Source organism: Halorubrum sp. ASP1, from assembly GCF_005435135.1.
Classification (GTDB): Archaea; Halobacteriota; Halobacteria; order Halobacteriales; family Haloferacaceae; genus Halorubrum; species Halorubrum tropicale.
The window spans coordinates 168369-195358 of record NZ_SGUA01000007.1; the positions used below are offsets into that span (position 1 = coordinate 168369).

Genomic DNA, 26990 nt, shown 5'->3' on the forward strand with positions numbered 1-26990 from the left:
TACGTGCCTATGATAATTGGGCTATCAGCGCCCACCAATATAAATACTATGTGGAGAAAAACGGGGGCAGTATCCCGTTTTGATCGTTAAGACAAGAAGCCCATGAGAGTGATCTTACCCTTAATTGCTAGCTCAAGGGTTGCTATTGCGACAATGAGGGGGAGTAGAGCTAATACGAACCAGAGCCCAAATGACAGCAAATAACCAAAGAATCCAGACACATTCGTTTGGCTGGCTCGGTCATAATCTGGCTCAATATAGAGATTTGAGACAGGATCAAATTCGCTGACGATTTCGGCTTCAACCGTGGACGTATCGTCGACATCAACTAGTGCTTCACCTTCCACGTCGGTGTTGACGATGGAAACCTGCCCCTCACTTCCGAGATCGGTTATCTTGACCCGGATGTTGCGGTAGTTTCTGGTAACGATTGGATCTCCAGACCCTTCCTCGGTCGTTGTTATTTTGAGGTGGTAATCTGGGTCTGCGTCAGTCCCGTTGTTGACATCAACGTATTCTGCTGTCACGTTGCCTTTGATCGCTACTCCTGCCCTATCGGTTTCCGTGTCTATGTTTTGTCCCGGTGCGGGTCCGCGTGCTTGAATTCCATCAGCGAAGATATCGGTATCGGGAGAGGCAGCTTGCTGGGTGATGGATAATCGGATCTCATCTGCGTGGATGAATTCGGGAGATCGGGAACCTTGCGAGGTCAAGGACGGAGGATCTTGTGTTACGCGGTCTCCTTGAACATCGGAGAGACCCACAGCCCAGTCGCTCCCAGCATCCCCAACAATACTACCACTGGTGATCGACACAGTTTCTGACGTGCCGATGAAGTAATTTCGAGCGGGCCTATAGTCGGAAATGTAGTATTCTTCGTCATCATCTGTACGTGCTTCAGCTAGGCCATACGACTTGTCCCGCTCTGTGTAGATACCTCGGGGATCGGAAAGTGTAGTCCCATCTGCCAGCTGGATGGTTGCCCAGTGGTCAGGGGTATCTAGAACCATATATCCACTAGCAGCTTCGGACTTCGGCTCCCAATATCTGGCAGTAACCTCGTCGCCATTGCCGATTCGAACCTCCTCAGTATTGGAAACAGTAACTGTATCGCTCAGTTCTACACTACTTTCCTGCTCCCAGTAGCAGTGGCTGGCGCTTGGTGAGTTCAATTGGCTGTCGATGCTAACTACACCGCTATTCCCGGGACCGGGGTTGGGGGCATTACTGCTGTCGCCGCCGTCATCGTCGTCATTATCGTCACTATCGCCATTATCATTTGAGGGGTCGGAGCCGGGGTCATACATTGACGGGGGGTCGTAGCCACCGTCGTTATCGTCGCCGCTATCATCACCGCTCGACGAGTCATCGTCATCGTCGTCATCATCGTCGTCATGGTCTGGACAAATCTCGGTCTCGACCGTCTTGGTATAAGATACCTCAACTTCAACTTCCGATGTCAGCTCACCAGTACCAGAGAGTGAGTCTGGAATCGACATTTGCGCTTCTGTGGCAGTGGTTGAGCTGGCCGTTGAGCCACTGCCTGTATAGATCCCTCCACTATCCATGTCAAGGGTGATATCCGGGCCTTGGACTTCTGTCTCTTCGAGATCAAACAATGTCCGTGTCCCAGATTCGATCGAATTGTCTGGTTCGTCGATTCGGTAATCAAAGGTGCCGTGGGTGCCGATCGTGTCCCCTGCGACATAGATAATTTCGTCACCGTGTGTATCCGGGTCTCCGCTGTTCGGGTCGGTTACGATAGTACTCGGCTCGATAGCCGTCAAGTCGTACTGAACATCCTCCAGATACAGCGACCCGTCTTTTGTATCGCTACTCCGACCAGTGTTCCATTTCACATGGCTAACCGACTCATTTGTGTCGGCAGCATAGTGGTTGAGATACGCATTCCACTCGGCAGTGGTGTGGTGTGCGACTAGTGAGTACGTTGTACCTCTCGAGACGATGTCACTCTGTTGTTTTACCCCCTTAGTGATCTGACTCTCAGAGAAGCCGGCTTCTTCCAACAAAATCTCGGACTCATTGCTATTGTACGTTTGTCCCCAAAGGTCGAGATACTGGATTGGCGTGATGTCAAGGCCCGGAGGAGGCGGCGGTGGGGTCCAGCCCACAATATCTTCAGACGAGTCCGGCGGGTCGTCTGAAGTGTCGTGTCTGTTATCTGGCCCGGAAATAACAGCGATTACGCTGTCAGAAGGGTCTGGGGAAGGGCCGTTGCCAGCAGCGTCCTCTACGCCCCCAAAATCGGCCGCTGCTGTCGGTCCGGTCCCTGCTGCGAGTGCTACAGGAGCTGCCAAAAGCAGTAGCGAGAAGGAGACAGCAGCTATTCGTTGGGTATCAATGCGACTGTTCTCAGGGCTCTCAGCGAGCGGGTTACTGATCATGGATCGATTATGAATGGGAAATGGTCTATGCTCCCGCATGCGGATGAAGTGCCGACACAACGTTTGAGAGTTGATGTCGGGGCCTGTTGTCGTTAAATCGGGAAGTAGCCCACAACTCCGGTGGCGAAGTTGATGAAGCTGGGGTCAACAACGATCGTCGAGGCTTCGTCGGATCCAGTCTGTGCCACACCACGAATGAGCGGCGTGATGACGTCTTCGAACATTAAGAGGGCAATTGCTGCGCCGATTGTGATCGCGGTGCGCTTGAGCCCATCGCTTCTGAAACCAGAGATACCCATTCGGATGAACAAAACAGCGGCGTAGCCGAACAGGAGAACAGCACCAATTTCGACGATGAGGCCAGTGAAGGTCTCGATGACCGATGAAATGGCGTCCGTCGCCTCAGAAGCGGAAGTTGTCTCATCATCTGCGACAACCGGTGCGACAGCAACTAGCAGTGTGCCAAAAGCACCGAGAAGGGCTTGCCGAACCTTGTGTTTGAATCTCTTATACAGCTGACCGTCATGCGAGGATTCGGTCTTCCGGTCCTCGGTGGTGTCAAAGTCTGGTTTCATGGTAGTGGGTGTTCTCAACCCCGGGCTGGACAAGTTGTTTCTTGCAGCCTCGTAATTCTCCATGCATTCTCCACCCTCTTATACGTTTTCCGGTAGATCTGATTAGGAGAAGTTGCCGGCGAAGGATGCTTAATCGGCGTGTTCTTTGTCAAACGACCACTCTCCCACGCTCACTGAACTGTGATCTTCTGAGCTCGTTCCATTAGGCTATCCGACATCCGATCCGTATCAACCAGCTTTGTTGTCCGGGGAATTGCTGTTCCTTCAAAGCCGTCAGTGCGAGACATCTCCTCATCAGCCGACTCGCTCTTGATTACCATCTTCCGCAGAGGAGAATCGGAGAGTACGGCCGTGGCCTGTGTCTCCTCACCCGTGTTTCCGGTGCCGCCGAGAGGTTTGATAGTCATGTTGAGTGCTATTCTAAATCCACCCGCATATAAATCACCATGCTACAATTGGTGGTGGTGGTGTGTGCTTGTTCTCAGAGTGGCCTCTGGATATAATTTATTGGTACGCATTATCATCTACTCTGATATGCTTCGGAGAGGTCACACTGGGATGTCGTTACTAGTGTCGGCGCCGTTCACCGGACTACTGTTGGCGGGTGGATTTGTAGCGGAAGCCATTGTCTTTACTGGCTCTCTCCTTGCTGGCGGGGGGCTTCCTGACGTTGACACGCGCGTGCCAGTCGTGAAACATAGAGGATTTCTTCACACAGTCTGGTTTGGGCTGATTTACGGAGTTCTACTGGGTATCGTATCTCTACTTGTATTGACTTTTTTGTATACAAATAATAGCATTGTACAGTCAGTTGTGGATATTGACTCACTTCAGTGGATTGCGGTTGTTAGTGGTGTCGGAGGGTTTGCTGGCGTTCTTAGCCATCTGCTAGGGGACATGATCACTCCGTGGGGGATCAACCCATTTGAGCCAGTTGACGACCGAAAGGTGAAGTTCGAATTGACAAAGGCATCGAATGAATCCTCAAACACCGCTCTATTGATAGTAGGCTTTGTAGCGATGATTGGAGCATTCGTCTATGGAGGTACTCATTTAGTTGGAGGAGGTGGATTTTGACTATCTATCGCTCCAGAACTGGCTGACTTCCTCTGCTAACGAACGATGGGAAACGACGTCGAGTTCTTCCCGTTCAGATTCACTAAGATGGCTGTGGAAGGGTCCTGAACAGTACCGGGAGTCGATTAACACTCGCACACCGACATCAGACCCTGATCGAATTACCCGTCCGATTGCTTGGCGAGCTTTCCGAATTGCGGGGATCCCGTGGGCATATTGAAATCCTGCATTACTGTCTCCACTTTCGGAGAACAGATCGCTATATGCGATCTGGGTGGCATCTGAGACTGGATCGCCAAGATACGGAATAGGGATGCCGAAGACCGCGACTGCTTTGAGTGCATCACCGTCGAAGTCAACACCTTCAGTAAGGGTTCCGAGCATCCCTGTGGTCAATACTTTCGGTGGGCCATCGATGAACTCTTTTCTGAGCTTATTAGTGGCTTCATTGCTGCTGCTAGTGTCCAAGAGGACTTCCTTAGTGATGTCCGGGTCTTTCTCAAGACGGTCAGCTGCCCATTCGCCTTCATCATACGAGGGGCCAGCTACAAGGACATTACCGGGCGTCTCACTGACGACAGCCTTGATTGCTTCGTAGTAATTATCTCTCAGTCGCTGGATTGATTTCTTTTCTTCCTGCGAATTTGCCCATTTTGTCTCGCGGTTACGAGACGTGAACTTCTTGAGATCAACCGCATAGGTGGCCCGGTTTTCTTCCGGGAACTGAAGCCCGTATTGGAGTTCCGTAATCTCATGATCTAGGTAGTTAAGTCCTGTTTCGCCCCGGTATATCCATTGTGGGGCGATGGTAGCAGACATACAAACTCCACTCCCGAAGTTGTCAAATGAGTTTGATAGCTTTCCAGCGGGAACGCAGTTTTTCACGCTAAGCAAGATGGGTTGAGGGACATCGATTTGATGCTCTGGGGCGCCGTTGCCGAAGGGTGCGCGGAAATCATCTGGCGGGATAATTTCGGCTTCGCGGAAGTAGTCGCGGTGATTTTGGAGGTAATACTGTTGGATAAACGGTCCAACAGTCTCTGCGTATACTTCAGTTGGAATGTCGACATCAGGAAGTTCGTTGGCTACTTCATGGAATGCTTCCCTGACCCCGTCGCCAACTTGCCCGCCAAGAGATGCGATTGGGGGGTCTCTGTCACCAAATTCTGAGTAGACGTATTGGAGCGAAATGTCATCGGGGGCGGGTTCTTCTGGGTCTCGGAGCGGCACATGCTCTGAGTATTCCAGTGAGTCACCGTAATTCCGAAGTTCCTTTGCGGAGGCGTCTGCTCGGGAGAAGTTATCTGGAATAGATTTTTCTGCGCGGTCTATCGTGAATTCGATTAATCGCTTGAATTCTTGTAGATCAGTAGGAGAGAGTTTGGCCCGTGAGAGTGCATCTCGGACAGCTTCAGACGCTTCCACTGGGCCTTTGTTTGCCCAGTCGATAACTTGCTGTATTTGCTCACAAGATCGGTTAAGCCCGGTAAGTGTGACCGACTTTGAGAACATGCGGCGGGCCTTAGATACGATCGTGTGGGCCTCGTCGCATATCAGGAAGGTGTCGTTACCCATCAGATGTCGGGTGAAGGCTCGGACAGTCTGCGGCTGGAGCATATGAACATAGTTTCCGATGATCACTTCTGCCTCTGGAGCAATCTCTTTCATCGCTGCGTGTGGGCAAGTTCCCTGCTGAAGCGCACGTTCGGTAAGGCGCTGTGGCGTGAGAACACTCCCAGTGTATTTGATTGGTTTGTTGTCGGTGATGTCGTCGAGTCGCCACTGCGCGTAGTAGGGGCAATACGTCTTCCCGCTAAGCTGTGGTGGGGTGTCCGGGTACGGGTGCGTGTCTGGGTCTTCGACGTCAAGTGATTTCTCAGGGTCGGATCCCTGCGCTAATTGAGCATCGGCAGCGAGTTTTTCAGCGGCAGATGCCTTATCCATCTTGTCGTCGTAGTAATTGATCATATCGTCTGTCCGGTCCATCAAGTCGCTACAGTTCTGGTAGATGTAGTCTGGGTCGATATGACCAGAGTATTTGAACGGACACACGTCCTTCTTGCCAACTAAGGAGAGGGCAGTGATAGGATCGAGAAGTTCATCTGGTATATCAAACTGGCTCGGGTCAAGTTCGCGAAGATGCTCGTTGACAGCTTCGAGATCGTCTTCAAACGCCTCAAGTTGTTGTTTGACACTGGTCGTGATAAAGATCCTATTGAAGTCCGTCATCGGAGAGCGGACCAAAGAGATCCCGGCGACAACCGAAAGAAGCGTCTTACCCGTGCCACAGGCACCTTCGAGGACGGTATAGCCACCGTCCTCGTGCGTGGATGTCTTGATAAGTTCTCGAATGCCCTCTGACTGAGCATCATACGCGTTGGGGAATGGGAAGATGATGTCCCAGAGGTCTTCAGGATGAACCTCGATCGGTTCTTCGTTCTGGCTGGCCATTATTCGAATCGGCCTCGCAGAACACCAGTGGCAGTTCGGACTGTCAAGTAGTTCGGAGAATGAAGCCGTTCCAGCATGTTGGTAGTGTCTTGAAATCCGTTTGTGGTGGCTTTGCTTGTTGCGTGACGTGTCTGGATATGTGGCCAAAATGTTGAGTTGAAGATCATGCGAGTGGGGTATGCGAATTCTATTGAAATTAGGATACGACGGCCCCTTACATATTACCCTTGGATAGGGCTTGAGTGGAGGGAGTTGGCTAAGGATCTATCGGGGCGGCAAGGGGGGTAGCCAGCTGAACAGGTTGACTACTGTTCGGCTCGCACAGAGATCGGCGTTGAGGTCACTTGGAGTGTGGTGTCGGGTGATACATCGGCAACCACTTCACCACTGCTGGTGGAGACATTCTCGAATCCGGGGTGGTTGGAAAAGTAGAATTCCCAAGCCGCTGTACTATTTGTATCGACGGTGACGCGGATGTCTCCAGAGTTGTTTGAATCAAATACGGACGTTTGAGGTGCGCCACGGGGCACAATATACGTCTGGAAGTTGAATGCGCGCCCGCTGGTAAGCCGGCGAGTCTCGGTAACGTTGAGCTCGACGAATTGGATCGCGTATCGCGAAGAGGATCCAGTAGTGACTTGTTGAGCTGGTTCGCTCTCAATTTGGCTGCTTTGTGGCCCAAGAGACCTACTGAGTAACCCCGCTTCGTATGTGAGTTCGCTACCACCGGCTGTGAACCCGACGTTACTACTTCTGATTGTATGAGTTTGTGCTGAATCTGTGTCTTCAAACTGTATCGTAGTGGTTTCTTCACCCAGTGTAACGGTGCCGGCTGGTGCGTCAATAGATGTGGCTCGAGAGATGTTCGTCGACGCGACAGCCATCAGTTCTTCTTCGAACTGCTCAGTGGCGTCTAGCATTACCTCCTGCTGAATTGAGGCTTGATTCTCTTCGATTACTGGGATCGCAATAGCACTGACGCTGAGGACGGCCGCCACAACGAGAGATGTAATGAGGATTTGGCCGATAATTGGGGCCAGAGCCCGCTGGTTGGACTGTGTTTTTGACTGGTTCATAGATCACCACCTTGAAGCGGCGAAGTCGCCAGCGAGTTTGGTTTGAATGCGACCGCGCCAGATGTGGAGTCGGGACGAATTTGGATGTTTCCGGTTGTCTGATTCACGCTAATGGTGACATGCCCTCCGGGGGTACCACCGTTCGCAGTTACATTTCCGCTGATATCCACCGGGAATTCAGCTCGTGCTTCCACTTCACTTGAGCGGGTGGGTTCGATAACGATCTTGTTGCCTTCAGCACGTATCCAGTAAGATAACCCGCCAACTTTCTCTGGAACTTCTAACCGTACTGTGGCTTTTGAATCGGTTGTGATGCCAGTCTGTGACTCGACAGTATCATGCTGCGACTGATGGTGGTCAACTGTTTCGACCGCCGAGGCGACTTCCGCCCCTATCCGATCGAATTCTGACTGGGTCGTCTGGTGCTGAATATCGTTGGCCCCTCCTGCGAAGATCGGGGTAACGCCCGTCAGTAAGAGGAGTGCGATTAGGAAGGTGGTGACATACTCAACAGTGAATGTCACCGCCCTCTCGTCTTCTGTGAGTTGTTTTGAGCGAATCATCAGGTTGGTAGTGGGTTTACTGGCTTGCCGGGAGCGACTATGACGAGCCGCGTAGTTGTTGTGTGATCGGTTGCGATAGTCAACTTGACTGGTACGGCATACACGACGTGGTGGCCGGTCGGGGTATCGGCGCTAGACGAGCTGGGTGCGGTAGAAGTCACACCGACTTCTGAACCGGCAATTGCGGAAGGCTCTCCAAGGCCGACAATCGTGTACGTGCCAGATGCGTTGTGGCCGTTCGCGATTGCTATTGTTTCGATCGTTGATGGCACATCATACCCGCTACAGGACATCCCGTTAACCGTCCCAGATATGAAGTCGACCGTTACCTCAGACGGTGCCTCGATTGAACACTGACCGTCATCGTGTTCAAGCACGATATCCGCGCCATTCTGAAAAACACTCACGTTCTGGCTGGTACTACTGTTGGATAGTTTCAGTGTGAATGGGTTCTGGTCCCCGGCAGTGGCTAGTTCGTCTGACTCGAGGGAGAAGACCGCTTGGCTGGTCTGCTTGGCGCCAGATACGGCCGTCCAATTTGAGACAGGGTTTCCGGCGCTATCAGTGCCATTCAGTACCGAGTTTTGATTTTGGGTCACTCGGGTGCCGGCGACTGTTTTTTCTCCATTGTATTCGACGAGTTCGACGTCGACGTCGTAACCACGAAACTTGCCATCGGCGCTGAGTCCGGAGACGCTCGCTATGAGAGTCTCACGGACAGCGGTTTCACGGGCAGTCTGAGATCCCAGAGTTTCGTCATGGTTGACTGACTGAATAGCAGTTGTCATACTGTAGTCAGCAAGCTGAACAACTCTATCGGACTCACTTGTGAAGTCTGTCGGGCCTGTCGCCGCCTGACTCGTCGATGATTGGGCGACGTACCCAAAGCCGATGATTGTCACGAAGAACAAGCTGATGACTACAGCCGTTACCATGAGTACTTGCCCTCGCATATCACTCTGGAACGGGCGACTAGACATCCCACACCACCACCTGTACAGTAACCACGTTGTAGACGCGGTTACTGGTGTTGTATCCTTGTGGTATCGGGTAACTGGATGAGCTCGCGACAGTACCCTCTCCCTGAGTGGTATCGACAGCAGGGGTGGTCATGCTGTGCGAGTTAGCCGGTGACCTGAGCTGGTCTTGATCGTAGATCGGGATCGTCGTTTGGATAGTCCGTGCGGTTTCATCGGGAGTCCCCCGTTGGATGATCGGGATTCGATTCGCGCGCTGACGTGGTGAGGAACTGTCACCCGACGATTCAGGATACTGCGGGATGACATAGACGTTTAGCTGAATATCATGTTGATCGCTGATGTGGGCCAGTCGCTTGCCGAATGCGGTATCTGGATAGCTGATGAATTGTCCGAAGTCACCAGCCGCAGGGGTTCCACTTCCGTCCGCGAACTTCGGGGCCGGGATGGCGCTAGTAGAGTCGTCGTCCCATGCGAGGACCGTCTGCTTGAGCGAACCGTCACTAACCGACGCAGACAGAGCAACATCTACTTCTTCGCCCACAGTTGCCCCTTGCTCGACCTGCGTAGTATCAGCTATAGAGGCAGGGGTGATCCCAGTCACCGTTACCGTACCTACGACAGCGATTCCGAGAATTGCCAGTAGGGCAACTGTCTCGAAGATGTAAGCAGCTGCTCTATCAGATGATTGCGTACTCCTTAGTGCCATGTTTCCACCTCAACCATTACAGGGCGGTCGTCAAGTACTGCTGTTGTCGTATACGACGATGCCACATTGGAGTTTGGCGGCTGGTCACCCACGACGAGCGTCCGGTTAGAACCGAATGCCGTTGGTGGTTCCTGTGGGCCAATGTAAACGAGTGTTACTCGCGATGAGAGGTTATCGCCTGCGGTAACGTTGTCTAATTGGGGGCTGTCGTTGTCAAAAAACTCTACTACCTTCTCGTGGGAGAGTTGGGTCGTCGTAGGTGACGAGGTTGTGTGTGCCGATAGAGTGTCTACGACGAGAGTCTGAGCCGTCTGTGCTGCCTCTTCCGTCGTGTCGGCCTGATTGGTGATTGGCGTGGTTAGTACGCCGCCGAGCGACGCGAATAAGACCGCGATGATAAGCACAAACGTGGAGACCGCAATCACGAACCCAATTACTGTTTGTGCCCGATCGTCTTGATACGAGTCGGTGGAGTTGGACCTCATTTAGATCAGCCCACTTTCGAAGACGACCCAGATTACGGTGGCAACTACCATCCCGGCGAGTGCGAACTTGTACCCACTCTTGAACTCGCCAGTAGCGAGGAATCCACTGAACAGGCCGCCTAGCACGGCATATTGGAACGAGATGTGGAACAATACTGTTCGGAGTACGTCAGGGTTTAACCCTCCCGAACTGGATCCCACGTCCACCCCAGCGCCGGGTATTGGACCCATACTGCCACCGCTGATGAGTGGAACGAGTGTCTGGCTGAGAACCGTGGCTGCGACAATCACGATGACCGTCGTCAGAGAGATCATCGCGACAAACGACTTTGTTTCAGACGCGTGCTGCTCTCGGAGGGCCTCCTGTGAAACCGCAGCAGAGATCGCGACGTCAAGCACGTTTGAAACCCGCTCACTGGCACGCTGAGCCTCAATCAGGAGTCGAGTGGTCCGAGAGATCTGCGAATCCTTATGAGCATTCGCAAACTCAACGAGAGCTTGCTCAACTGGAACACCAAGAGCGACCTTATTTTCGATGATCCTGAGTTCCTCGTTGATTTGGGTTGCCTGCTCAGTAGACGCCTCTCGAATGCTCTCGAAGAGAGTCATCCCCGTCTCGTTTGCCGAGGAAATCTTCTGGAGTGCGCTCGGGAACTCTGAGCGGACGGACAGCCTCTTTCGTCGCCCTAGCTCATGGAAGAACGACACTGGCGCTAGGGCAACGATTGCTGGCAGCATAACCCACCATGCTGTCGTCTCGATAGGGGCGTTGATTGCGGCTTCCTGACTTGGCGCTGGAACGTATCCGTACACAATCGCCCCTACAAGGGCAGCGATCGCTAGCGGTAGGCTGACGATGAACGCGTGTTGGGGCTTTAGAGTGAAGTAGCTCAGCGGGTTCGTGAAAATCGATCGGATGCGGTAGAACCGTTCTCGGTTGGGAACAGAGTCAAATGCGGAGCTACTCTCAGCAAGGTCTGTAGCTGAATCTGTCTTGACTATGCCCTCCGACGCAGGGTGAAGTGCTGACGACGGGGTGATTTCGTCGGATTTACTCGCGCGACTCCGGCCACCGAACACACCCGTGCGGGTACGAAGCGTGGTCTTGTCATCGTCCGTAGCGGGTTCATCCTCTTCCGCGTCCGAGCTAGCGTAAGCGGATGGCGATAGAACTTGACGCTCGCCTCGGTCGATTGAAAGCGAAGTCTGCTCGTCACTGTACGGACTAATGAAATCAGCAATTAGCATGAACGCGATAGGGATGAGCGGTGCGAGGACGTAGCTAAGGAGATACAAGGGAGTTGTCCCGAGAGGTCGGAAAGAGCTAATCCCCGCTATGATCAACACCAACAGAACGGGAACAGTCGAGAACGGTACGTACATCGTGGACAGCATGTCAACGAAGTCGAGTTGTTCTTGCTGGCGGTTTTCTACGCGCTCGAAGGCCTTCTGGTTCTCTCGTGAGAAGAATTCAGAGATATTCCCACCGCTTTCGATGAAGGTCACCATGTCGCTAAACAGGCGAGACATCTCTGAAGAGGGGGTCGCTTCTGCTTGGTCGTGAAGCGCTTGCTTGAGGTCAGTACCGAAGTACTCACAGCGCCGAGTGACACTTTGGAATTCTTTTGCGACGGCTCCATAAGCGTCTTCAGCTTCGCTCATTGCGGCGATTACGGCATAGATGTTCGTGTTCCCTTCCGCCTGAGAATACATGAAGCCAATCGCGTCCGGGAGGACGGCATTGATTTCATCTTCCCTGTTACTTGCCTTTGAGGCGGTTGACCCGAACCGGTAGATAACAACCCCAAAGAAGCCGGCCAGAAGGCTACTGAGTACCGGGATAACGGTTGGGAGAGAATTCACCGAACCGGTCGCGGGGACAATGACTGCTATCGTGAGTGCCAACACCAATCCGCAAACAGTCGCCAGAGTAAATGTCTGTGCGGCGAATAGGTCTACTGGAACGTCTCTATTCCCCCGTATCCATTGATCTGGGAGTAGAGAGAGTGGCCGTTTTTCAGGATCCAGATACCGGGCAAGTCGGGCGTTAATCGACCTAACCGAAATGTCATTTGAAGTGTTAGGAAGGCGGTCGGGAGACACTTCTTCTGACTTGCCATCTACAGACATTTGTGAGTGGTTCGGGACAGTACCCTCTTCTTTGCTCATCCGCCGGTCGGCGCTTGGTGAGCTCATTGATTAGAACACCTCAGTTATACACTCGGTGAGGATGTCATCGAGCTTATTGGCCAACTCGTCGCTGGGTTCAGGTCTGTTGATGCTCTTTTCAGCACTGGCGGTCGTCTCAATGTCAATATTCCCGAGGCGGCGCAGTTTGTGGAGGTTGTTCTCCAAAGTGCCGTCAGCAATGTGGGTCAGAATAGTCTCTTGGTCTTGGATGAAGGCCTGAATCACAGCTGCGACGTCTTGATAGTCGGAAATACCATTCAGTGACAGGTAGGTGAGTACAGCCTTCCGCTTCATGAGCTCCGCCTGAAGTTGATCGTCAGACCAACCCTTCTGCTGCTGGATGTTAGCGAGAATGCCCGGAGTGGACTTCTTACTCACGTATCCATCCTCTTGCGGAGTCCACTCATAGAGCGTATCAATATCGATGCTGTCCGTGTCGGTGTCATAGCCGTTGACTTCGGAGAGGTTCGTTGCGCGGCGTACTCGAGTCCCATCTACCTGTGTTTCAGTCTGTACACAGATCAAGTCGAGGGACGCGAAGAGTGGTTTAGCGACAGAGATCGGGTCGGTTGTAAACCGGTGGACGACTTTGTCCACAGAATTCGCGTGGAACGTCGTTATCCCAGAGTGCCCAGTAGACATACCCTGTAAGAGGTCCTGTCCTTCCGAGCCACGAACCTCTCCCATCACGATCTGGTCAGGACGCATCCGAAGTGCAGACTCAAGAAGGTCATACTCGGTGATAGATGCCGAGTCGTCCATCTGGTCACCAGCCTCGCGGGTGGTCTTGCGTGTCCAGTTGCGGTGAGGCAACTTGATTTCCTGAGTGTCTTCGATCGAGACGACCTTGTTACGGCTTGGGATGAACAATGAAAGCGCATTGAGGGTCGTGGTTTTACCGGCACCAGTCCCTCCAGCCACGAGTACGGACATTTCCGACTCGATGGCAAGCCAAAGGACCGCAAGCGGATCGACTCCGTATGTGCCCCAATTTAGGAGGTCAACCGGAGTGAAGGGGACATCTTTGAACTGGCGAATCGTGTAGTTTGTCCCGTCTTCAGACACCTCCTTGCCTAGTGTAAGCTGGGCACGCGAGCCGTCAGGAATCTTTGCGTCAGCCTCCGGGGAACGGCGACTGACCTCCTTTCCAGCGAACTGTGCTAGGGACTTAACGAATCGGTCGAGTTCTTCTTCGCCGTGGACGACGTTCGTCCGGATCTGCTCGTGTTGAGCGTGGTAGACGAACACCGGCTCATTGTATCCGTTAGACGATATGTCTTCGATACTTTGGTCGTTCTTAATGGCGTCAATCTGACCGTAGCCAAGTAATTCACGTTCAAGATAGTAGAGGATCTTGTAGACGTGGTACTCATTGAGGGCCGCGTCATCCGCGTCGGATAGCGCCATAGACCGCACATCGTCTCCTGATAGCCCATCCGACTGACCGGAGCTACTGAAAGCGGTCTCTGGAGCACCACTCAGTTCATCTTGACCGGGCGAGTTCTCAGTTACTTTCGCAACCCCTCCATCGGGCGCTGCTTCTTCGCCTGATTGCGACTGGGAGACGTCGCTGTCGGAGAGCGGCAAGTCGCTCTCATCTGCGTCAACGTCTGGTTCGCTTTCTTCAGATGCCTTGCTCCGATATGCTGGGTGGCCCGCAATATGATCCACAACGGGGAGATACCCGTCTGTTTCCAGACCGCCGTAGTCAAGAGCGGTTGGCCCGTAGTACTCGAACTCTGGTATCGAGGGCTCGCTCGAATCGGACACGAGTGCCGTGAGCCGGCTCAGTAGTCCATTTGACTGTGACCCGTAAAGCGACTTCCCAGTCGACATATGAGCAGCTTCGAGAGGCGCCGGGTCGAACAGATCGTACCTGCTCAGGAGCGTGAAGACACGTCGACGGACGTCCGAACGCTGAACTTGGCTGTCCTCGTCAAGTATCGTCCCTGCGTCATTACGCAGGCTATGCTCCAGCTTCTCCATCAGAAATGCGATAAGGTCGGCTTCTGGATCGGAGAGGTAGGGCTCGACAACAAAGTACCGGACTTCATTATTTTCTTTCGAGCGACACACTGAGACGTACGAATACGGATAGGCGGCCCAGTACCTATCCAGTTCGACGAGGTCTTCGCGTTCCTCAACCGGAATCGAGGCCTCAAGATCGCCTCCGGTAGCAATCGTTGGGAGGCCCTTCGGAGTTACGAAGAACCCGCCCATGTTACTAACTGTATCTATAGCGGACTGTTCAGCTGAAATTGCGTCAGGGTAATTGGATTCTTCCATATGTAGTTGAACGAATTGGGAGACAGTCTGTTACTTGTTGATGAACAAGGTCTCGTCCACAAGAGAGTACACGAGCCCCCCATCAGGAACATCAACAGTGTTTTCGATTTCTGTTTTCGACTTGTTCAGCATCGGGACTGTCGGGAAGTTATTTGCTGAGTTTTGTGGCTCGTCAGCAAACTCCTTGGGGACGGTGATGATCTCTTTGGAGCTGTCAAGATCTTCGGAGTTGTATTCGATCGAAATGTCGCTGGCACCCTCAACAACACTAAGTGACGTTTGCTCAGTGTGGTCAAGATTGATCTCAAACCCGTTTTGGGTCGAGAACGAGACGTTGCTTGTCTTGTCTTCGCCCTCAAACACGAGCTCGAAGCTATCGCCAGAATTGTCGATATTGAGTCGACGGCCTAGCTCTGCTGCTTCCTCGTCCGCGAGGATGGTCTGTGTTCCATCCCCGGCAACGCGGGTGATCTGATAGTTTCCAGACCCCGCTTCATGAAGAACAGCCACGGTCGAATCGGAACCAGTGTAGTCGTTCGGATCACCGAATTTGAGTGTGTCAGCGTCTGCCCGTGCCACAAGCCACGTAAGGAGCTCAAAATATGGCTCGTCTGCCCCCGGCATCGTCACTTCTTCAACGTCTGTTTCAGCCCCACTAAACTCAGACTCGTACTGGCTGATTGCGTCTTCGTGGGACTGCCCTGTGTCCTCAAATACGTCGTTCGCGTTATCTTCCGATGACATTGTGTTCTGGTGTATCGCTATCGAGACAGCGTATCTCGAATTCTATCCGTAGGTGCAACGCGCATGCTATTATATCCTAGCCGGACGCCGGGGCCACCTAGGAGCCCATACGTAACATCGAACGACCGGGTTCCCTTCGCGACCGTCTGCTTATTTTCGTCGATGACCCGGATGCGTAAGTCGAAGGTGCGCGTCTTTGTTGTATTTTCTTTGTGAGCCAATTCCTCGATACTGCTGTCGATCTCAAAGTCGCTGAGGCTTATCTCTGGGTGGCGAGTGAAATCTCGCTCTGCTTTATGAAGGTCGCCCGCATCGAATGTGAAGCTGTCCCCGTCGACAATGAACCCTTCTTCTGCCAGTTTGTGATAGTTACCACCGCCCGGACGAGCTTCAAGCGCAATCAGGAGAACTTTGCCGTCCTCCATGTTCGAAGTCGTGATTGTGAACTCCGAACCGCTCCCTAGGTGGAACTGTGTCGGCTTGCGAACGTGATTTGCGCCGACCGCGTCGGTCGTGTCGATCGTGATCTTCCCTGACCCCGCTTCCGCGGCTACACTGCCTGCCGACAGGCTACCACCACCGAAGAGGCCCGCAACAGTGGACGTCAAAACCACGTCGCGACGAGTGACCGCGTACTCGCTACCAGACTCACTACAGTCGTTCTCTGCTGTTTCTGTCGACCTCGGTTCGCCGTCAGGATTCGTCTCACCACTTTCGTGTGAGCTATTTGCGGTGACTTTCATCAGGCTCAATTCATCTTCTTTCGGCATCATGCTTAGACTCTTGGGTGTTACCCGATTACAACATCCACCTCTCCATCACCTTCTGCACTCGAGGAGTTGGTGCTATTGCCCGGTGTAGTACAGGCACCCTCAGCAATCTCGACCGACCCGAGGATTTCATCTCCATCCTCGGTCGAGTAGATGACATCAACAGTTTCTCCCTCAATGTCATCACCAAGGGCATTACACAGTTCAGTGTCGGAAGGGGGAGTGCCTCCAGTTATGTCGTCGACGATCTCCTGAACCTCGCCACACGTGTCAGCACCGTCCGCGCGGACGTTCGCGATGGCCCCGTTGATTGAGCCAACATTCTCGCCGTCAACGCCGACAACGCCTGTAGCCTCGTAGTCCTCAGGCGTCGGGGGCTCGCTTGAACCATCAGTAGCGGCGTACTCCTCGATTGTTGGGTCTACCCCATCAGCCCCGCAGGTTGGGCCAGACGAGAAGTCAAAGGGGAATTCCGTCCCTTGAGGGCCTCGAATGATGATCGTGTCGTCGTCATCGGGCGGCGGGCCGCCGTAGTTGATGAAGAGCCCATCAGGTGTTTGGGCAAGGTTGATCTCTGCGTCATGGCTACTCACCGAGTCGGCCCCGAATAAGGCCCCGGAGAGGACTAAGGTGCCAGCAGCGACCGCAAGCACCATGGCGATGATCAGGATGTAGCCGACCGTCGTTGAGTTAGCTCGTCGATCAGGAACAGCTTCGGTTGGTGTGAATTCCATATGAATGGGCCGCTGAAAACTGCGGTAGGGAGCGGTGCGGAGTCGGCTTCGTTAGGCTACTTCGATCGTCTCGATGGTCTTCTCACCGCCTTCTTCGCCTACCGCGATGATTGTGATTGTGTCACCAGTTGTAAGACCAGCATCACCACTGTCACTGGCGTTTTCATACGTGTATACATCACCCACTTGTACGCCAGTGGTTTCATTACCGCCATTATCAAACTCTGCGCCGCTATTGTCACCACCCACCTTGATCTTGTCGAGGCCGTCGTCGACGCTGTTAACGGTGATCGAGAGGGTATTGTCCTGCTGGTCAACCGTAACATCCGCGCCGGGAGTGGGTGCGATGCCCGAGGTGTACCCACCGATCGCACCGGAGACGGCGCCAGCTGCGGCGACGCCGACTACGATCAAGAGCACTACAGTGGTTGCCTCGCTCAGTCCGCGGTTGTCACTAGCAAGGGCTTCTTTCGCCTTCTGAAGTCGTTCAAACATTTGTGATTTTACAGGCTCCCTCTATGTGTTGGAGCTCTGCCTACGCATCTGTCTATATCGGTTCAGTATAAATGTGTGGGAGTAACGACCCCTCCAGTGCTTGCTTCCTTAGGCTGAAGCAGGCTCTGAATCGGTAGACTCAGCGGTCGTGTCTTGGTCCGTAGCGGGTCCGTGATCCTCTCCATCGTCACTGCTGTTTGCTTTGTCTACAGAGGCTCCGTCGTCGGGGCCCGAGTTGTCTTCTGCTTCACTAGCTGCTTTCAATTCTTCATCTGGAATCTGAGGCTCCCAGTCAAGAGCCTCGGTGTTTGTGACCGGTGACGACCAGTTACGGTCGCCTATAACTTCGGGAGGGGGCGACTCGAAGACGTGGGTGATCCTCGCTACATTTTGACGCGCAGGATCAACACCAGTTAGGGAAGGGTCGACTCCGAGATAGTTGAAGCGGTAGTCTTCAAGGGCGTCAACGATGCTTTGTGGTGGGTGGTGAATGAACCGACTGGTGACTTCGTTTTCTGACTCAGCACCGGTGGATGAGCCAATTCTTGAGCGTGCCTGACCAAGTTCTTCTGGATTTCTGTCTGGGTGGACATACGCCTGTGCTGACGGATCAGATGCGGAGGTTGTTGCTTCAGGCCCGTTGGTAGCATCTTCAGGCGAGTTGTCGTGCCACGCGCCGCCAATGTAGACTAACGGCCCTCGATCTGTTAGCCGTAGGCGGGTAAGGAGCGACTCGAGTTTTTCTGAGAGTTCTCTGTCAGTGTTCATTGCGAAGTGAAGCGTCGCGGTAGCGGTTTGTGTCTGCGCTTCGACGGTCAGGATACGACCGGAAGTGTGGATATAGAGTGGTACCATGTGAGAATTAACCATCGCCTGCCGAGTTAAGCGTGTGGGAGAAGGGCGGGTAGAATAACATCGCTTAGGATGTCACAGGAACCGTGATCTGGACTTAGTTCAGGCTCATTCCCGTGGTGGTGAGTAGATATCTATTGAGTTCTCGCACCGGATACGACATGGCGGGTGCCGAAATAGATAAGTAGACAGTTAGTCCACATTAGGGTATGCCGTTAGTGCCAATTAGTATGGGCGGGGGAGGCCAAGGTTTCCCGCTGAAAGAGCCATATCTTAGTGGGTCGGAAGGTCAAGTAACTGAATCGAACATTCCGAGCAACGGGATCGTTGAAGCTGAGGAGATTATAATCGGAGAGGGGGCATCCGTTACCGCGCAAGATACCCTCTATTTGTTTGCTACCAAGAAGATAGAAATCAAGGCGAACGCGACGATAAACGGCAAAGGGAAAGGGTCTAACGGTGGGTATGGTGGGTACGGGACGGAAGATCCCGGCGAAAAAGGCAACGAGGGTATGATGGGTGGTGCCGGGGGAGATGGAGGCTCGGGAGGTTGGGCGTCCGCTTTTGCCCGTGACTACGACGAAGGCGGTCGAGGCGGTGACGGTGGAAACACTCGGTCTGTCAGTGCGAACAAGTTGGCCGCTTATTACTCGATGGCCGTCTCATCGTCGTTTACTACGTTGCCCAGTCTTGGTGGTGCTGGAGGCGGTGGTGGTGGTGGCGGTGGTGCTTCGTGGAGCTCTGGACAGGCGGGCGGAGACGGGGGCAACGGCGGGGCAGGATTACTACTCTGCGCTCCTGAAATCGTCGTTGCTCCCTCGGCCATGATCGACTTGCGGGGCCAAGATGGTGAAGACGGTGAAAGTGCTGGGGACCAAATCGAAGCAAACTCTGGTGCCGGCGGCGGTGGTGGTGGCGGCGGTGGAGACTGTGCCGCAGTTGGTGAAACGGTTACACTTCCAGATGGAGTCGTCAAACAGAGCGGAGGGTCTCCCGGCCAAGGTGGAGATGAAGGTTACTCAGAAGGGTCGTCTGATGGCCACAGGGGGAACTGGGGGAATAGTGGGGAGTTAATTGTCCCATGACGAGTAGACAGTTCTCAGGAGATATCTGTTAACATGAGTCTTGAACCAGTTCTAACCCGGACAGAGATAGAAGAGCGGACTGTGACGATAATGATGGATGGCGACGAGGTCGTCAGCGAGACTGTGCCAGCTGATGCGACATTATCGATCACACCAGTCAAACAAAACGACGAACCAGAAACATTCATCGACGATAATATTGAGTTTTCGGTTGGATCAACTGGTTCCGGTGGGGAATACAAAGATAAAACTCATCTTGATTTGGATGTTGATGATGGGTCAACGGTCAAGTTGGAATATTCTGCCAGTGGTTCTGTTGGAGCTGATAGTGTTACTCGCCCCGGTGATGACACTTCAGGTGGTGCGGAACTCGATATAACTGTAGACGGGTCGACGAAGAACTTACTGGGCCTTTTTGTGTACAACACTTATACTGGAGAATACAAGCCTCGTAAGACTGATCAAGCTTCTGACTCAGGGACACTTACTGTCGAAGGCCCGAGTACAATTACGGTTGATGGGTCTGTGCGGGCAAAAGCTCCTGATGAAGTCCCCGGTTCATCGCATGGAGAATATAGTATGGATTTTACTGTGTCTTTTGTGTCATCTGTTTCTGGTGACGACATTAAAGTAGAAAATGTTGAATACTAGTTCTGATTGGAGAGGTTTTGTTTCGATACTTCGGTAGGGTTGTCACGCGAAAAATGTAATTACCACCGTAGCCGATACAATACATATGGAGTTGACACCTGTTGGTGAGGCAGAGACTAGATATCCTTCTGTGACGGTTGAAATTGGCAATGATGAGCTGGTCACTATAGACAAAGGTGGAAATGACGTAACGGTTGATCTTACACAGGGATCAGGTTCGAGTCCGACCCAAATTGCGAGCCCAAGTATTACAGACGAAGATAGTGGGTCAATAACCGTTCCAAGTGGGACTACATACAAAGTTGAGTATTCGATTGAGGCTAATGCCGGGACAAGTTTCAGAGGATACAATTCAGGGGGGGCTGATGCTAGTGTTTCTCCGGGCGCTAGCGTGAGTGCGTACGTTGGTGCAACTGATTATGGGAGCGAGAATCCTACAAAGAGTGGGTCGGTTGAGGTTAAGGGACCAGCAACAATCTCGTACGAGGCGGATTCATTCGAGAGTGGAGGGGGAAGGGGGTACGCGTATTCATCTGCGAGTGTGGACCTTACTGTATCTCGTATTCCCCCAGAGGTTTCGTTTGAGACAACCCTCGTTACCGATGAGTAGTAGCGGTAGTTTTGCTAGCAAGTCAGGTCGTTAACGGAGATCCGAAGGGGAGGGTCAAAAGGCGGTTGAGAGCAGTCGGTAGGTCAAAAACGAGCCCTTTCTGGGATACGTCAGTCGTCCCAGTAATCGTACCCAATTTTACGCATTTCCTTGAGGAAGTCGTCATCGGAGAGATCGGAGCGGAATGCGGCGGCGTAAACATCGAGTTTAGAGACCTTCTCGTCGGAGAATTCGCGGCGAGCAAGGGCAACTAGCTCGTCTATCCGCTGTCGATCGTCGTCAGAGAGGTAGAAGTTCACAGACGATCGATTGTCCTTAGCTCCTTCCCGTCGGAACTTTGGCGGTATGTCTTCTTGCGAGAGTTTCTGCGTCGAGTCCGAACCGCTAGACTGGTCATCTGCTGTTGCTTGTGTCTTGCTTTCCTGCGACTCTGTGGACGCATTGTCAGCCTGAGGCGCCTCGTCGTCACTGGTCCCCACCCCGCCCCAGCCGTCATCTTCCAACTCTGCGGATTCTTCGGCCGCAGCGAATGGGTCGTCATCACTCATGCTGAGCTACCTCCGTGTTCCTTGCGGATTTCGTCAGCGATGTTATCGTTACGGCTGACTCCACCGTATCGCACGATGTTTGCGATTTCTTCGAAGTACTCGAGCTGTTGGCTTTCGTCGTTCACGTACCGAAGGGGCGCTTCCTTGTCGAGATCGCCATCGTACCTGATGCCGGGCTTCGGGGTTGAAGAGAGCGCGCCGTTATCAATCTCCGTCCAAATCTCATCAGGGATTCGGGCAAAGTTCGGAACCCACCGAGTGATGCCATCTCGAGTGTTGATATTCTCGAGTAGCTTCCGGTCATTCGTCTGCTGGTCAAGTCGCTGGTTGATCTTGTTGGGAATTAGACCGAGGATCCGGACGCCAGCATCAAGACGTTCGTTGAGCGGTTTGTGAATCCGCTTTATCGTGGAGTTGATCCCATCGTCTCCTTGGACTCCAGACACGACAGGCACGACCAAGTTGCGCGCTGCAACAACAGCATTTTTTGTTGCGAGGCTGCGGTTAGCTGGGGTGTCAAATAAGATGTAGTCGTACCGTGAGCCGAGCCACGGTTCGACGATCTGGTTCCGGAGGACCTCGACTTCCGACGCGCGCCCACGGAAGAAGCCTTCTAGTTGCTCAATTCGGTGGGTTGCGGGAATGAAATCAAACCCGAATCCAGTGTCGTGGACGAGGTCCTCGAGCTCAACATTAATCCGTTTTGTCATGGCTTCGCCGATGTGGTAGCCATCGAAGAACTCTTCCTCGAAGCCGAGGTGGCGGCTGAGGTGTCCATTGTCGTCGAGGTCGATGAGGAGAACTGAGTCCTCGCGTGCGAGCTCACACGCTGTATTTTTTGAAACCATTGTTTTGCCCATGCCGCCTTTCAGAACGTTGAACGCGACAGAGCGAGGCTGTTTTTCAGACATTGGTCTTACTGGCCTCCTCGGTGTGTGGCCGCATGGTCGGTAGTCAACCCGTCCAGCCTGCCTGTTGCTTGGCTTGGCATACGACGGTATAGAAAGCCCGTTGTAATAAAACTACGTCAGACAGACAGAAACACAGACAGTTACCTAGATACATTTCTGTCTGGAAAGACGCGCAGTAATCTGAATAGACAGACAACTAGTTATCTATAAAGATTCCTGTACAGTAAACCGTCTGAATCAGCAGATAACAGGCGGCAGAGCAAAATTGACTGGGTTCAGAGTAGGCAGATGAGGACGCAAATTCTTTGTTGGAAATCATCAATGGAAGGTAGCGTCCCACTCAGCGGGTTGTCTGTCGCCAAAACGAGCGGGAGGCATCAAGGCGTGACAGTCCGGGCAGTTCTTGAGCTGATCTGAATCCTGCTAAAGGGATTGTCTGTCGGCGTAGATTGGTTCAGATGAAAATAGTTGTGTGGCTGCTACGCCTTCTAGTCCAGCTACAATATTGTGTAGGAGACAATTGGGTGTCAACCTTGGTTGCCTGAGGTGCTTTATGTGATATTCATTAACGGTGTTACTGTCACATTTGGAGGTGAATGGAACGCTATGTAATTTGGTGCCAGCAGATATTAGCAAAGATAATTGGTTGAGAGGGTATTTTACAATCCTTGTTGTGAGTATAGACATGGGTCTGAGGAAAAAGTTGTTCGGGCGTTATGGGTGGAGATTTCGAAGCCTTGTCGCCGGGACAATATTGCTGACCGTTGGACTGGCAATTGGATTCACACGGTATCTACAGGCTGTGGGGACCACTAGCGCAGGAGTAGCTGCGATAGGAGCAACCTGTTTTGTCCTGCTACTCAACTTCGGGACGCTGGGGATCATCGTTGGTGACAACATTGGGACGGAGCTATCGAGGTTACTGACGGTTGCTGAATCGATCGAAGACGGGGATTTCAGTACCAGTGCCCAGTCAAGCAGAAATGACGAGATCGGTCGGTTGTTTAGCAGTGTCGACGACATGCGGATTTCACTTCGTGGCGCTGTGAGTGAGGCTGAGACAGCACGAGCTGATGCCGAAGAAGCACAGGAAGAAGCTGAAGAGCTAAATTCAACGCTGATGAGTCAGGCTGCTTCCGTTGGTGATGCTATGGACTCTGCGGCAAATGGTGACTTTACTCACGAGCTTGAATCTGATGCTGACGTTGAGGCTATGCGAGAGATCACGACCTCGTACAATAGTATGGTGACTGAGCTATCAGGAACAGTCACGGAATTATACGAGTTTGCTAACGAAGTTGAACACACGTCTACCGAAGTGTCTGAGAAAGCTCAGCGCGTTGGAGAGATGAATCAAGAAGTTGCGACACAGATCCGGGCCCTCGCAGGCGACATAGAATCCCAGAGTGAAGATCTCCAAGAAGCAGTTAATGAAACTGACTCGTTTAGCGCCCTCATCGAGGAGATAGCGTCGACGACAGACGAAGTGTCGAAAGACGCAACGATGGCTGTAGAAGTGGGGGAAGAGGGTGAAACGAAGGCAACAAGAGCAATTGAGTCGATTCTTGCGATCGCTCAGTCGCTACAGGAGTTACAGGGGGTAATCGAAGGTCTCGACAGCCAGATGGACGACGTCGGAGATACGACAGACATCATTTCTGATATAGCCGAACAGACCAATATCCTCGCATTAAACGCGTCTATTGAGGCGGCTCGAGCAGGAAGTGATGGAGATGGGTTCGGAGTTGTCGCTGATGAGGTGAAACAACTTGCAGAGGAGACACAGGAGTCGACAAAAGAGGTCGATCAAATCATTTCCGACGTGATTGGCAACGTTGACGACGTCAGTGCGGAGATGGACCAGACGGTAGCAGAAATCAACGAAACAAGTGACTCCGCACGAGAGGCTGGTGAAGCAATTGCCGAGCTGACGGAGACCGTGGAGCAAGTCGACACAGCGATGAAAGATATCTCGGATGCTACAGCCGAAGGCGCATCTGGGGTTGAACAGGTTGCGGCAATAGTGAGTGAAGTGAGTCAGGGAGCTGATGCTGCTGTCGAGGAGGCGAGGTCGGTTGCTGATTCGGCAGAACAAGCCGCAACTACAATGGCCGAAGTTGAAACCACAACAAGTCAGCTGGCGAATCGCACGCATGAGCTTGAAGAGCGGCTAAGTGAGTTCGAAACGCAAGATAGTGTAGAGCCGATGGAGGTCGAACAACCGGCAGGCGGGAGTGTTGGAGCGGTTCAGACGGGGGTTGATGATGATTGACGTTGCGGGCGTTCACTATGCCACGGCAGGAGTGTACGCAATCGCGACTGTAGTATTGAGCTTACTCACACTCCAGATCAAGGATGCTGGTCGCCGGTACTTGTATCCGATTATTGCGATCGTCGCACTCGGAGGGGCCATGGCGGTAGCGTGGGGTGCTGGTCTTGGGACGTACTCAGTTGGGAGCGGGGAGATCATGGTCCCTCAGGTTATCACGGACTACCCGACATATGCTGTCCTCTTTGGGTTCACTGTCTACGTCGCAAACGCCGGACGGCGGTATATCGGACTCGTGGTAGGCCTTCTGCTCGGCGTTCGGTTTGCGTACGATCTGGTGGCAGTACTCGAAGGAACACTCGCAATCGTTGCGAACGGGGCAATCATAGTGGGCTACGGCGCTGCGGTCGCTCTCATGTACGGCCCTATCGCGCAGGAGGCTGCGAAGGAAGCCCCTCGTCGTGAGCTGCTATATAAGAAAACGCGAAACCTGATCGTCTTCATATTCGCGATGCTCGTTGTATGGTCACAGCTTCAGGTGAGCGGGATCTTGGACGAATTCACGTTGATAGCGACTCTCCAGTACACGAACATTATCTACCGTGTCGGTTTTGCGGCGTTCGTCGTGAGTAATATTGATGTCCTAATCGGGGAGTCCAAACAGTCTACCGAGAAAGAGTCTGCTGTGGCGCACGCAATCACGTCCGACTGAGTTGAGCATCTACTCGGTGGCTTTTCTGGACAGTGTACTCTAAGTCGCTATACAAAGGCGCAGCCTACGGCTAGGTGCGATTTGGATTAGTCTTGGCCGAAATGCTGGAGGGCCGAAGGCGTAGAAGCTCTGGAAGCCAGCTACAGATCGCGTGCTTGGACAGTCTTGCGATCGTTAGCTTCGGCTCGTTCAGCAGCATCCGACAGAAGCTCTTCAACTTCCTCGTCAAGAGCTTCGTAGAAGTCTGCGCTCACGTTACTGTCCTCTAGGGCCTCCTTGACGGCGGCCTTTACGACTAAGTCTGCCATATGCGAATAAAATATCCACCCCATCGAATATAAAACCGATGTTCTATTTGGCTGGTATTCGCAGGAAGGAGGACTGGTATGCCTCTGACAAGAGGAATCCGCACAGGGGCAGTAACGTGCATTCCCCCGGCTACAACACGCTTCTGCTGTGCGTATGGGGCGATAGCCCGGCGGGATTGTCGGGCATGGATGTCACACGTAGTGCCCCATACACCCGGTTGCGTGTTGATTTAATTAAATTGTGCGATTCTGAATCAGAGGTACTACGAGTTGGTCAGATCACACGCAGAAAGGACGAGGTCAGGATCGTCGAGTAACGTGTTGACCATGTGGCCACCCCGACCGCGGCCTCGCGATTTGTATTCTTGATCAATCAGCGAGAGAAAGTCAAGTTCATCGAGAAGTCCCCGCACACGCCGAATCTTCAGCGGATCAGTCCCTTCCCGATCACAAATTGTCTTGTAGAACTCGTATAGTTTCTTGGTGGGGACTTCTCCATCTGTATGTCCGTTTTCTTTCGTTTTCATAGCTAACGCGATGAGTAGATACTGAGAGTGGTCGACTTGGCATGAGATCAGTTCAGCGAGTCGTGCTTCTTCTTGACGGTCTCGGGCCTCATCGATGTGGGCATCGGTGACCGTGCTTGCCCCCTCTGCTTCGGCCTTTTCACCCGCGAAACGGAGGATGTCTATTGCCTTACGAGCGTCTCCATGCTCTTTCGCGGCGAAGGCAGCCGCTTTCGGGATCGCATCTTCAGATAATGCGCTGTCGGCAAACGCTTCTCTCCGCGACTTGAGGATCTCTCTGAGTTGGTTTGCATCATACGGCGGAAAAACGAATTCTTGCTCACCAAGGCTCGACTTGAGCCGTTCATCTGCCTTTTCCTTATATCGGATGTCATTGCTGATGCCGATAATTCCGAGTTTACAGTCGGATATTTTGCCTGCTTCAACGGCACGTGACAACAGCATCAAGGCCTTCTCACTATCTTCGTCGCCAATCTTGTCGATTTCGTCGAGGACAATGATACCGACGTCGTAGGAGTGATCGAGAATGTCCCAGAGTTTCTGGTAGTACTGAGATGTGCTAATCCCCTTGAGCGGGACGGTAATACCGGTATCAGGAGAGTTGAATTCGCGTGCGATAGAGGATATTAGATCGGTTTCACTGTCTTCCTGTAGGCAGTCAATATATGACACCCCGACCGAAACACCATTTGATTTAGCTTGGGGGACGATATTTTTCGTCACATACTTCGTACAGAGCGATTTGCCCGTACCTGTCTTTCCATATACGAGGGCATTATTTGGAGTTCGGCCGTGGACCGCTTGTCTGAGGGCGTTAGCGAGTGATTGTATTTGTTCATCTCTCCCTATGATTTTGTCACCCTTAGGAAGGTGCTCAACACGAAGCAGGTCCTTGTTGGCGAATATGGGATTGTCGTTCTCGAACAATTCGTTTGGGTCAATCATAGTTCCTACAATCTCCTGACTGGTTATAAATCTAC

The 26990-nt window shown here is 52.7% G+C and carries 26 protein-coding genes; 6 read left to right on the forward strand and 20 right to left on the reverse strand.

Going from position 1 to position 26990, the window contains the following annotated elements; translation table 11 throughout:
- Window positions 1-86 precede the first annotated feature (86 nt).
- From EXE48_RS12190 to EXE48_RS12200, 3 genes are all read right to left on the reverse strand, one after another.
- On the reverse strand, window positions 87-2444 hold the full coding sequence (locus tag EXE48_RS12190; RefSeq protein WP_137711606.1) for a DUF8186 domain-containing protein: 2358 nt from the start codon (window positions 2442-2444) through the stop codon (window positions 87-89).
- Window positions 2445-2497: 53 nt separating this feature from the next.
- The gene (locus EXE48_RS12195; protein ID WP_137711607.1) at window positions 2498-3043 is read right to left on the reverse strand and encodes a hypothetical protein; all 546 of its coding nucleotides are present in this window, start codon (window positions 3041-3043) and stop codon (window positions 2498-2500) included.
- Between the two features lie 107 nt (window positions 3044-3150).
- Entirely contained in the window at window positions 3151-3387 is a 237-nt protein-coding gene (locus EXE48_RS12200; protein ID WP_137711608.1) for a hypothetical protein, read from the reverse strand.
- A gap of 64 nt (window positions 3388-3451) precedes the next feature.
- Between EXE48_RS12200 and EXE48_RS12205 the strand changes: the two genes are divergently transcribed.
- A complete protein-coding gene (locus tag EXE48_RS12205) occupies window positions 3452-4057 on the forward strand; it encodes a metal-dependent hydrolase (RefSeq protein WP_158295125.1) in 606 nt (201 codons plus the stop codon).
- On the opposite strand, the gene EXE48_RS12210 is transcribed toward EXE48_RS12205, so the two are convergent.
- The 13 genes from EXE48_RS12210 to EXE48_RS12265 form a co-directional block, all read right to left on the reverse strand.
- Window positions 4058-6508: an ATP-dependent DNA helicase gene (locus EXE48_RS12210; RefSeq protein ID WP_137711610.1), complete on the reverse strand. Its 2451-nt coding sequence runs from the start codon at window positions 6506-6508 to the stop codon at window positions 4058-4060. It abuts the gene before it with no gap.
- Between the two features lie 305 nt (window positions 6509-6813).
- Window positions 6814-7584, reverse strand: coding sequence for a DUF7289 family protein (locus tag EXE48_RS12215; protein ID WP_137711611.1), 771 nt, complete (start codon window positions 7582-7584; stop codon window positions 6814-6816).
- Window positions 7581-8108, reverse strand: coding sequence for a DUF7266 family protein (locus tag EXE48_RS12220; protein WP_137711612.1), 528 nt, complete (start codon window positions 8106-8108; stop codon window positions 7581-7583). The genes EXE48_RS12215 and EXE48_RS12220 overlap by 4 nt, the downstream gene beginning before the upstream one ends.
- Before the next feature lie 38 nt (window positions 8109-8146).
- Window positions 8147-9082 carry a hypothetical protein gene (locus EXE48_RS12225; protein WP_137711613.1) on the reverse strand — a complete coding sequence of 312 codons (936 nt, stop codon included), beginning with the start codon at window positions 9080-9082 and terminating at the stop codon, window positions 8147-8149.
- Between the two features lie 37 nt (window positions 9083-9119).
- Window positions 9120-9833, reverse strand: coding sequence for a DUF7288 family protein (locus tag EXE48_RS12230; protein ID WP_443984489.1), 714 nt, complete (start codon window positions 9831-9833; stop codon window positions 9120-9122).
- Window positions 9824-10318 carry a DUF7287 family protein gene (locus EXE48_RS19415; RefSeq protein WP_443984490.1) on the reverse strand — a complete coding sequence of 165 codons (495 nt, stop codon included), beginning with the start codon at window positions 10316-10318 and terminating at the stop codon, window positions 9824-9826. Before EXE48_RS19415 ends, EXE48_RS12230 begins: the two co-directional genes overlap by 10 nt.
- Window positions 10319-12514, reverse strand: coding sequence for a type II secretion system F family protein (locus tag EXE48_RS12235; protein ID WP_137711615.1), 2196 nt, complete (start codon window positions 12512-12514; stop codon window positions 10319-10321).
- A 3-nt stretch (window positions 12515-12517) separates the two neighbouring features.
- A complete protein-coding gene (locus EXE48_RS12240; protein ID WP_137711616.1) occupies window positions 12518-14794 on the reverse strand; it encodes a type II/IV secretion system ATPase subunit in 2277 nt (758 codons plus the stop codon).
- A gap of 30 nt (window positions 14795-14824) precedes the next feature.
- Window positions 14825-15538 (reverse strand): hypothetical protein, encoded by a 714-nt coding sequence (locus EXE48_RS12245; protein WP_137711617.1) that lies wholly within the window; start codon window positions 15536-15538, stop codon window positions 14825-14827.
- Between the two features lie 17 nt (window positions 15539-15555).
- Window positions 15556-16311, reverse strand: coding sequence for a hypothetical protein (locus EXE48_RS12250; RefSeq protein ID WP_137711618.1), 756 nt, complete (start codon window positions 16309-16311; stop codon window positions 15556-15558).
- Window positions 16312-16328: 17 nt separating this feature from the next.
- Window positions 16329-17042, reverse strand: coding sequence for a hypothetical protein (locus EXE48_RS12255; protein WP_137711619.1), 714 nt, complete (start codon window positions 17040-17042; stop codon window positions 16329-16331).
- Window positions 17043-17093: 51 nt separating this feature from the next.
- Window positions 17094-17537: a hypothetical protein gene (locus tag EXE48_RS12260; protein ID WP_137711620.1), complete on the reverse strand. Its 444-nt coding sequence runs from the start codon at window positions 17535-17537 to the stop codon at window positions 17094-17096.
- A gap of 108 nt (window positions 17538-17645) precedes the next feature.
- Complete coding sequence (locus EXE48_RS12265) at window positions 17646-18392, reverse strand: hypothetical protein (RefSeq protein WP_137711621.1); 747 nt, start codon at window positions 18390-18392, stop codon at window positions 17646-17648.
- Window positions 18393-19235: 843 nt separating this feature from the next.
- Here EXE48_RS12265 and EXE48_RS12270 point away from each other — a divergent pair.
- From EXE48_RS12270 to EXE48_RS12280, 3 genes are all read left to right on the forward strand, one after another.
- Entirely contained in the window at window positions 19236-19463 is a 228-nt protein-coding gene (locus EXE48_RS12270) for a hypothetical protein (protein ID WP_137711622.1), read from the forward strand.
- Window positions 19464-19564: 101 nt separating this feature from the next.
- Window positions 19565-20125: a hypothetical protein gene (locus tag EXE48_RS12275; RefSeq protein WP_137711623.1), complete on the forward strand. Its 561-nt coding sequence runs from the start codon at window positions 19565-19567 to the stop codon at window positions 20123-20125.
- Window positions 20126-20210: 85 nt separating this feature from the next.
- Window positions 20211-20735: a hypothetical protein gene (locus EXE48_RS12280; RefSeq protein WP_137711624.1), complete on the forward strand. Its 525-nt coding sequence runs from the start codon at window positions 20211-20213 to the stop codon at window positions 20733-20735.
- 110 nt (window positions 20736-20845) lie between these two features.
- On the opposite strand, the gene EXE48_RS12285 is transcribed toward EXE48_RS12280, so the two are convergent.
- Window positions 20846-21283 carry a DUF7970 domain-containing protein gene (locus EXE48_RS12285; protein WP_137711625.1) on the reverse strand — a complete coding sequence of 146 codons (438 nt, stop codon included), beginning with the start codon at window positions 21281-21283 and terminating at the stop codon, window positions 20846-20848.
- Window positions 21280-22194 (reverse strand): ParA family protein, encoded by a 915-nt coding sequence (locus EXE48_RS12290; RefSeq protein ID WP_137711626.1) that lies wholly within the window; start codon window positions 22192-22194, stop codon window positions 21280-21282. Before EXE48_RS12290 ends, EXE48_RS12285 begins: the two co-directional genes overlap by 4 nt.
- 685 nt (window positions 22195-22879) lie before the next feature.
- Here EXE48_RS12290 and EXE48_RS12295 point away from each other — a divergent pair.
- Both EXE48_RS12295 and EXE48_RS12300 read left to right on the forward strand, forming a co-directional pair.
- Entirely contained in the window at window positions 22880-24466 is a 1587-nt protein-coding gene (locus EXE48_RS12295; RefSeq protein ID WP_137711627.1) for a methyl-accepting chemotaxis protein, read from the forward strand.
- On the forward strand, window positions 24459-25175 hold the full coding sequence (locus tag EXE48_RS12300) for a G protein-coupled receptor family protein (protein WP_137711628.1): 717 nt from the start codon (window positions 24459-24461) through the stop codon (window positions 25173-25175). The genes EXE48_RS12295 and EXE48_RS12300 overlap by 8 nt, the downstream gene beginning before the upstream one ends.
- Before the next feature lie 140 nt (window positions 25176-25315).
- Here the strand turns inward: EXE48_RS12300 and EXE48_RS12305 are convergent, their stop codons facing one another.
- Both EXE48_RS12305 and EXE48_RS12310 read right to left on the reverse strand, forming a co-directional pair.
- Window positions 25316-25483 (reverse strand): histone H3 family protein, encoded by a 168-nt coding sequence (locus tag EXE48_RS12305; RefSeq protein ID WP_137711629.1) that lies wholly within the window; start codon window positions 25481-25483, stop codon window positions 25316-25318.
- Between the two features lie 263 nt (window positions 25484-25746).
- Window positions 25747-26955, reverse strand: a complete 1209-nt coding sequence (locus EXE48_RS12310) for a Cdc6/Cdc18 family protein (protein WP_137711630.1) — start codon at window positions 26953-26955, stop codon at window positions 25747-25749.
- Window positions 26956-26990: the final 35 nt, after the last annotated feature.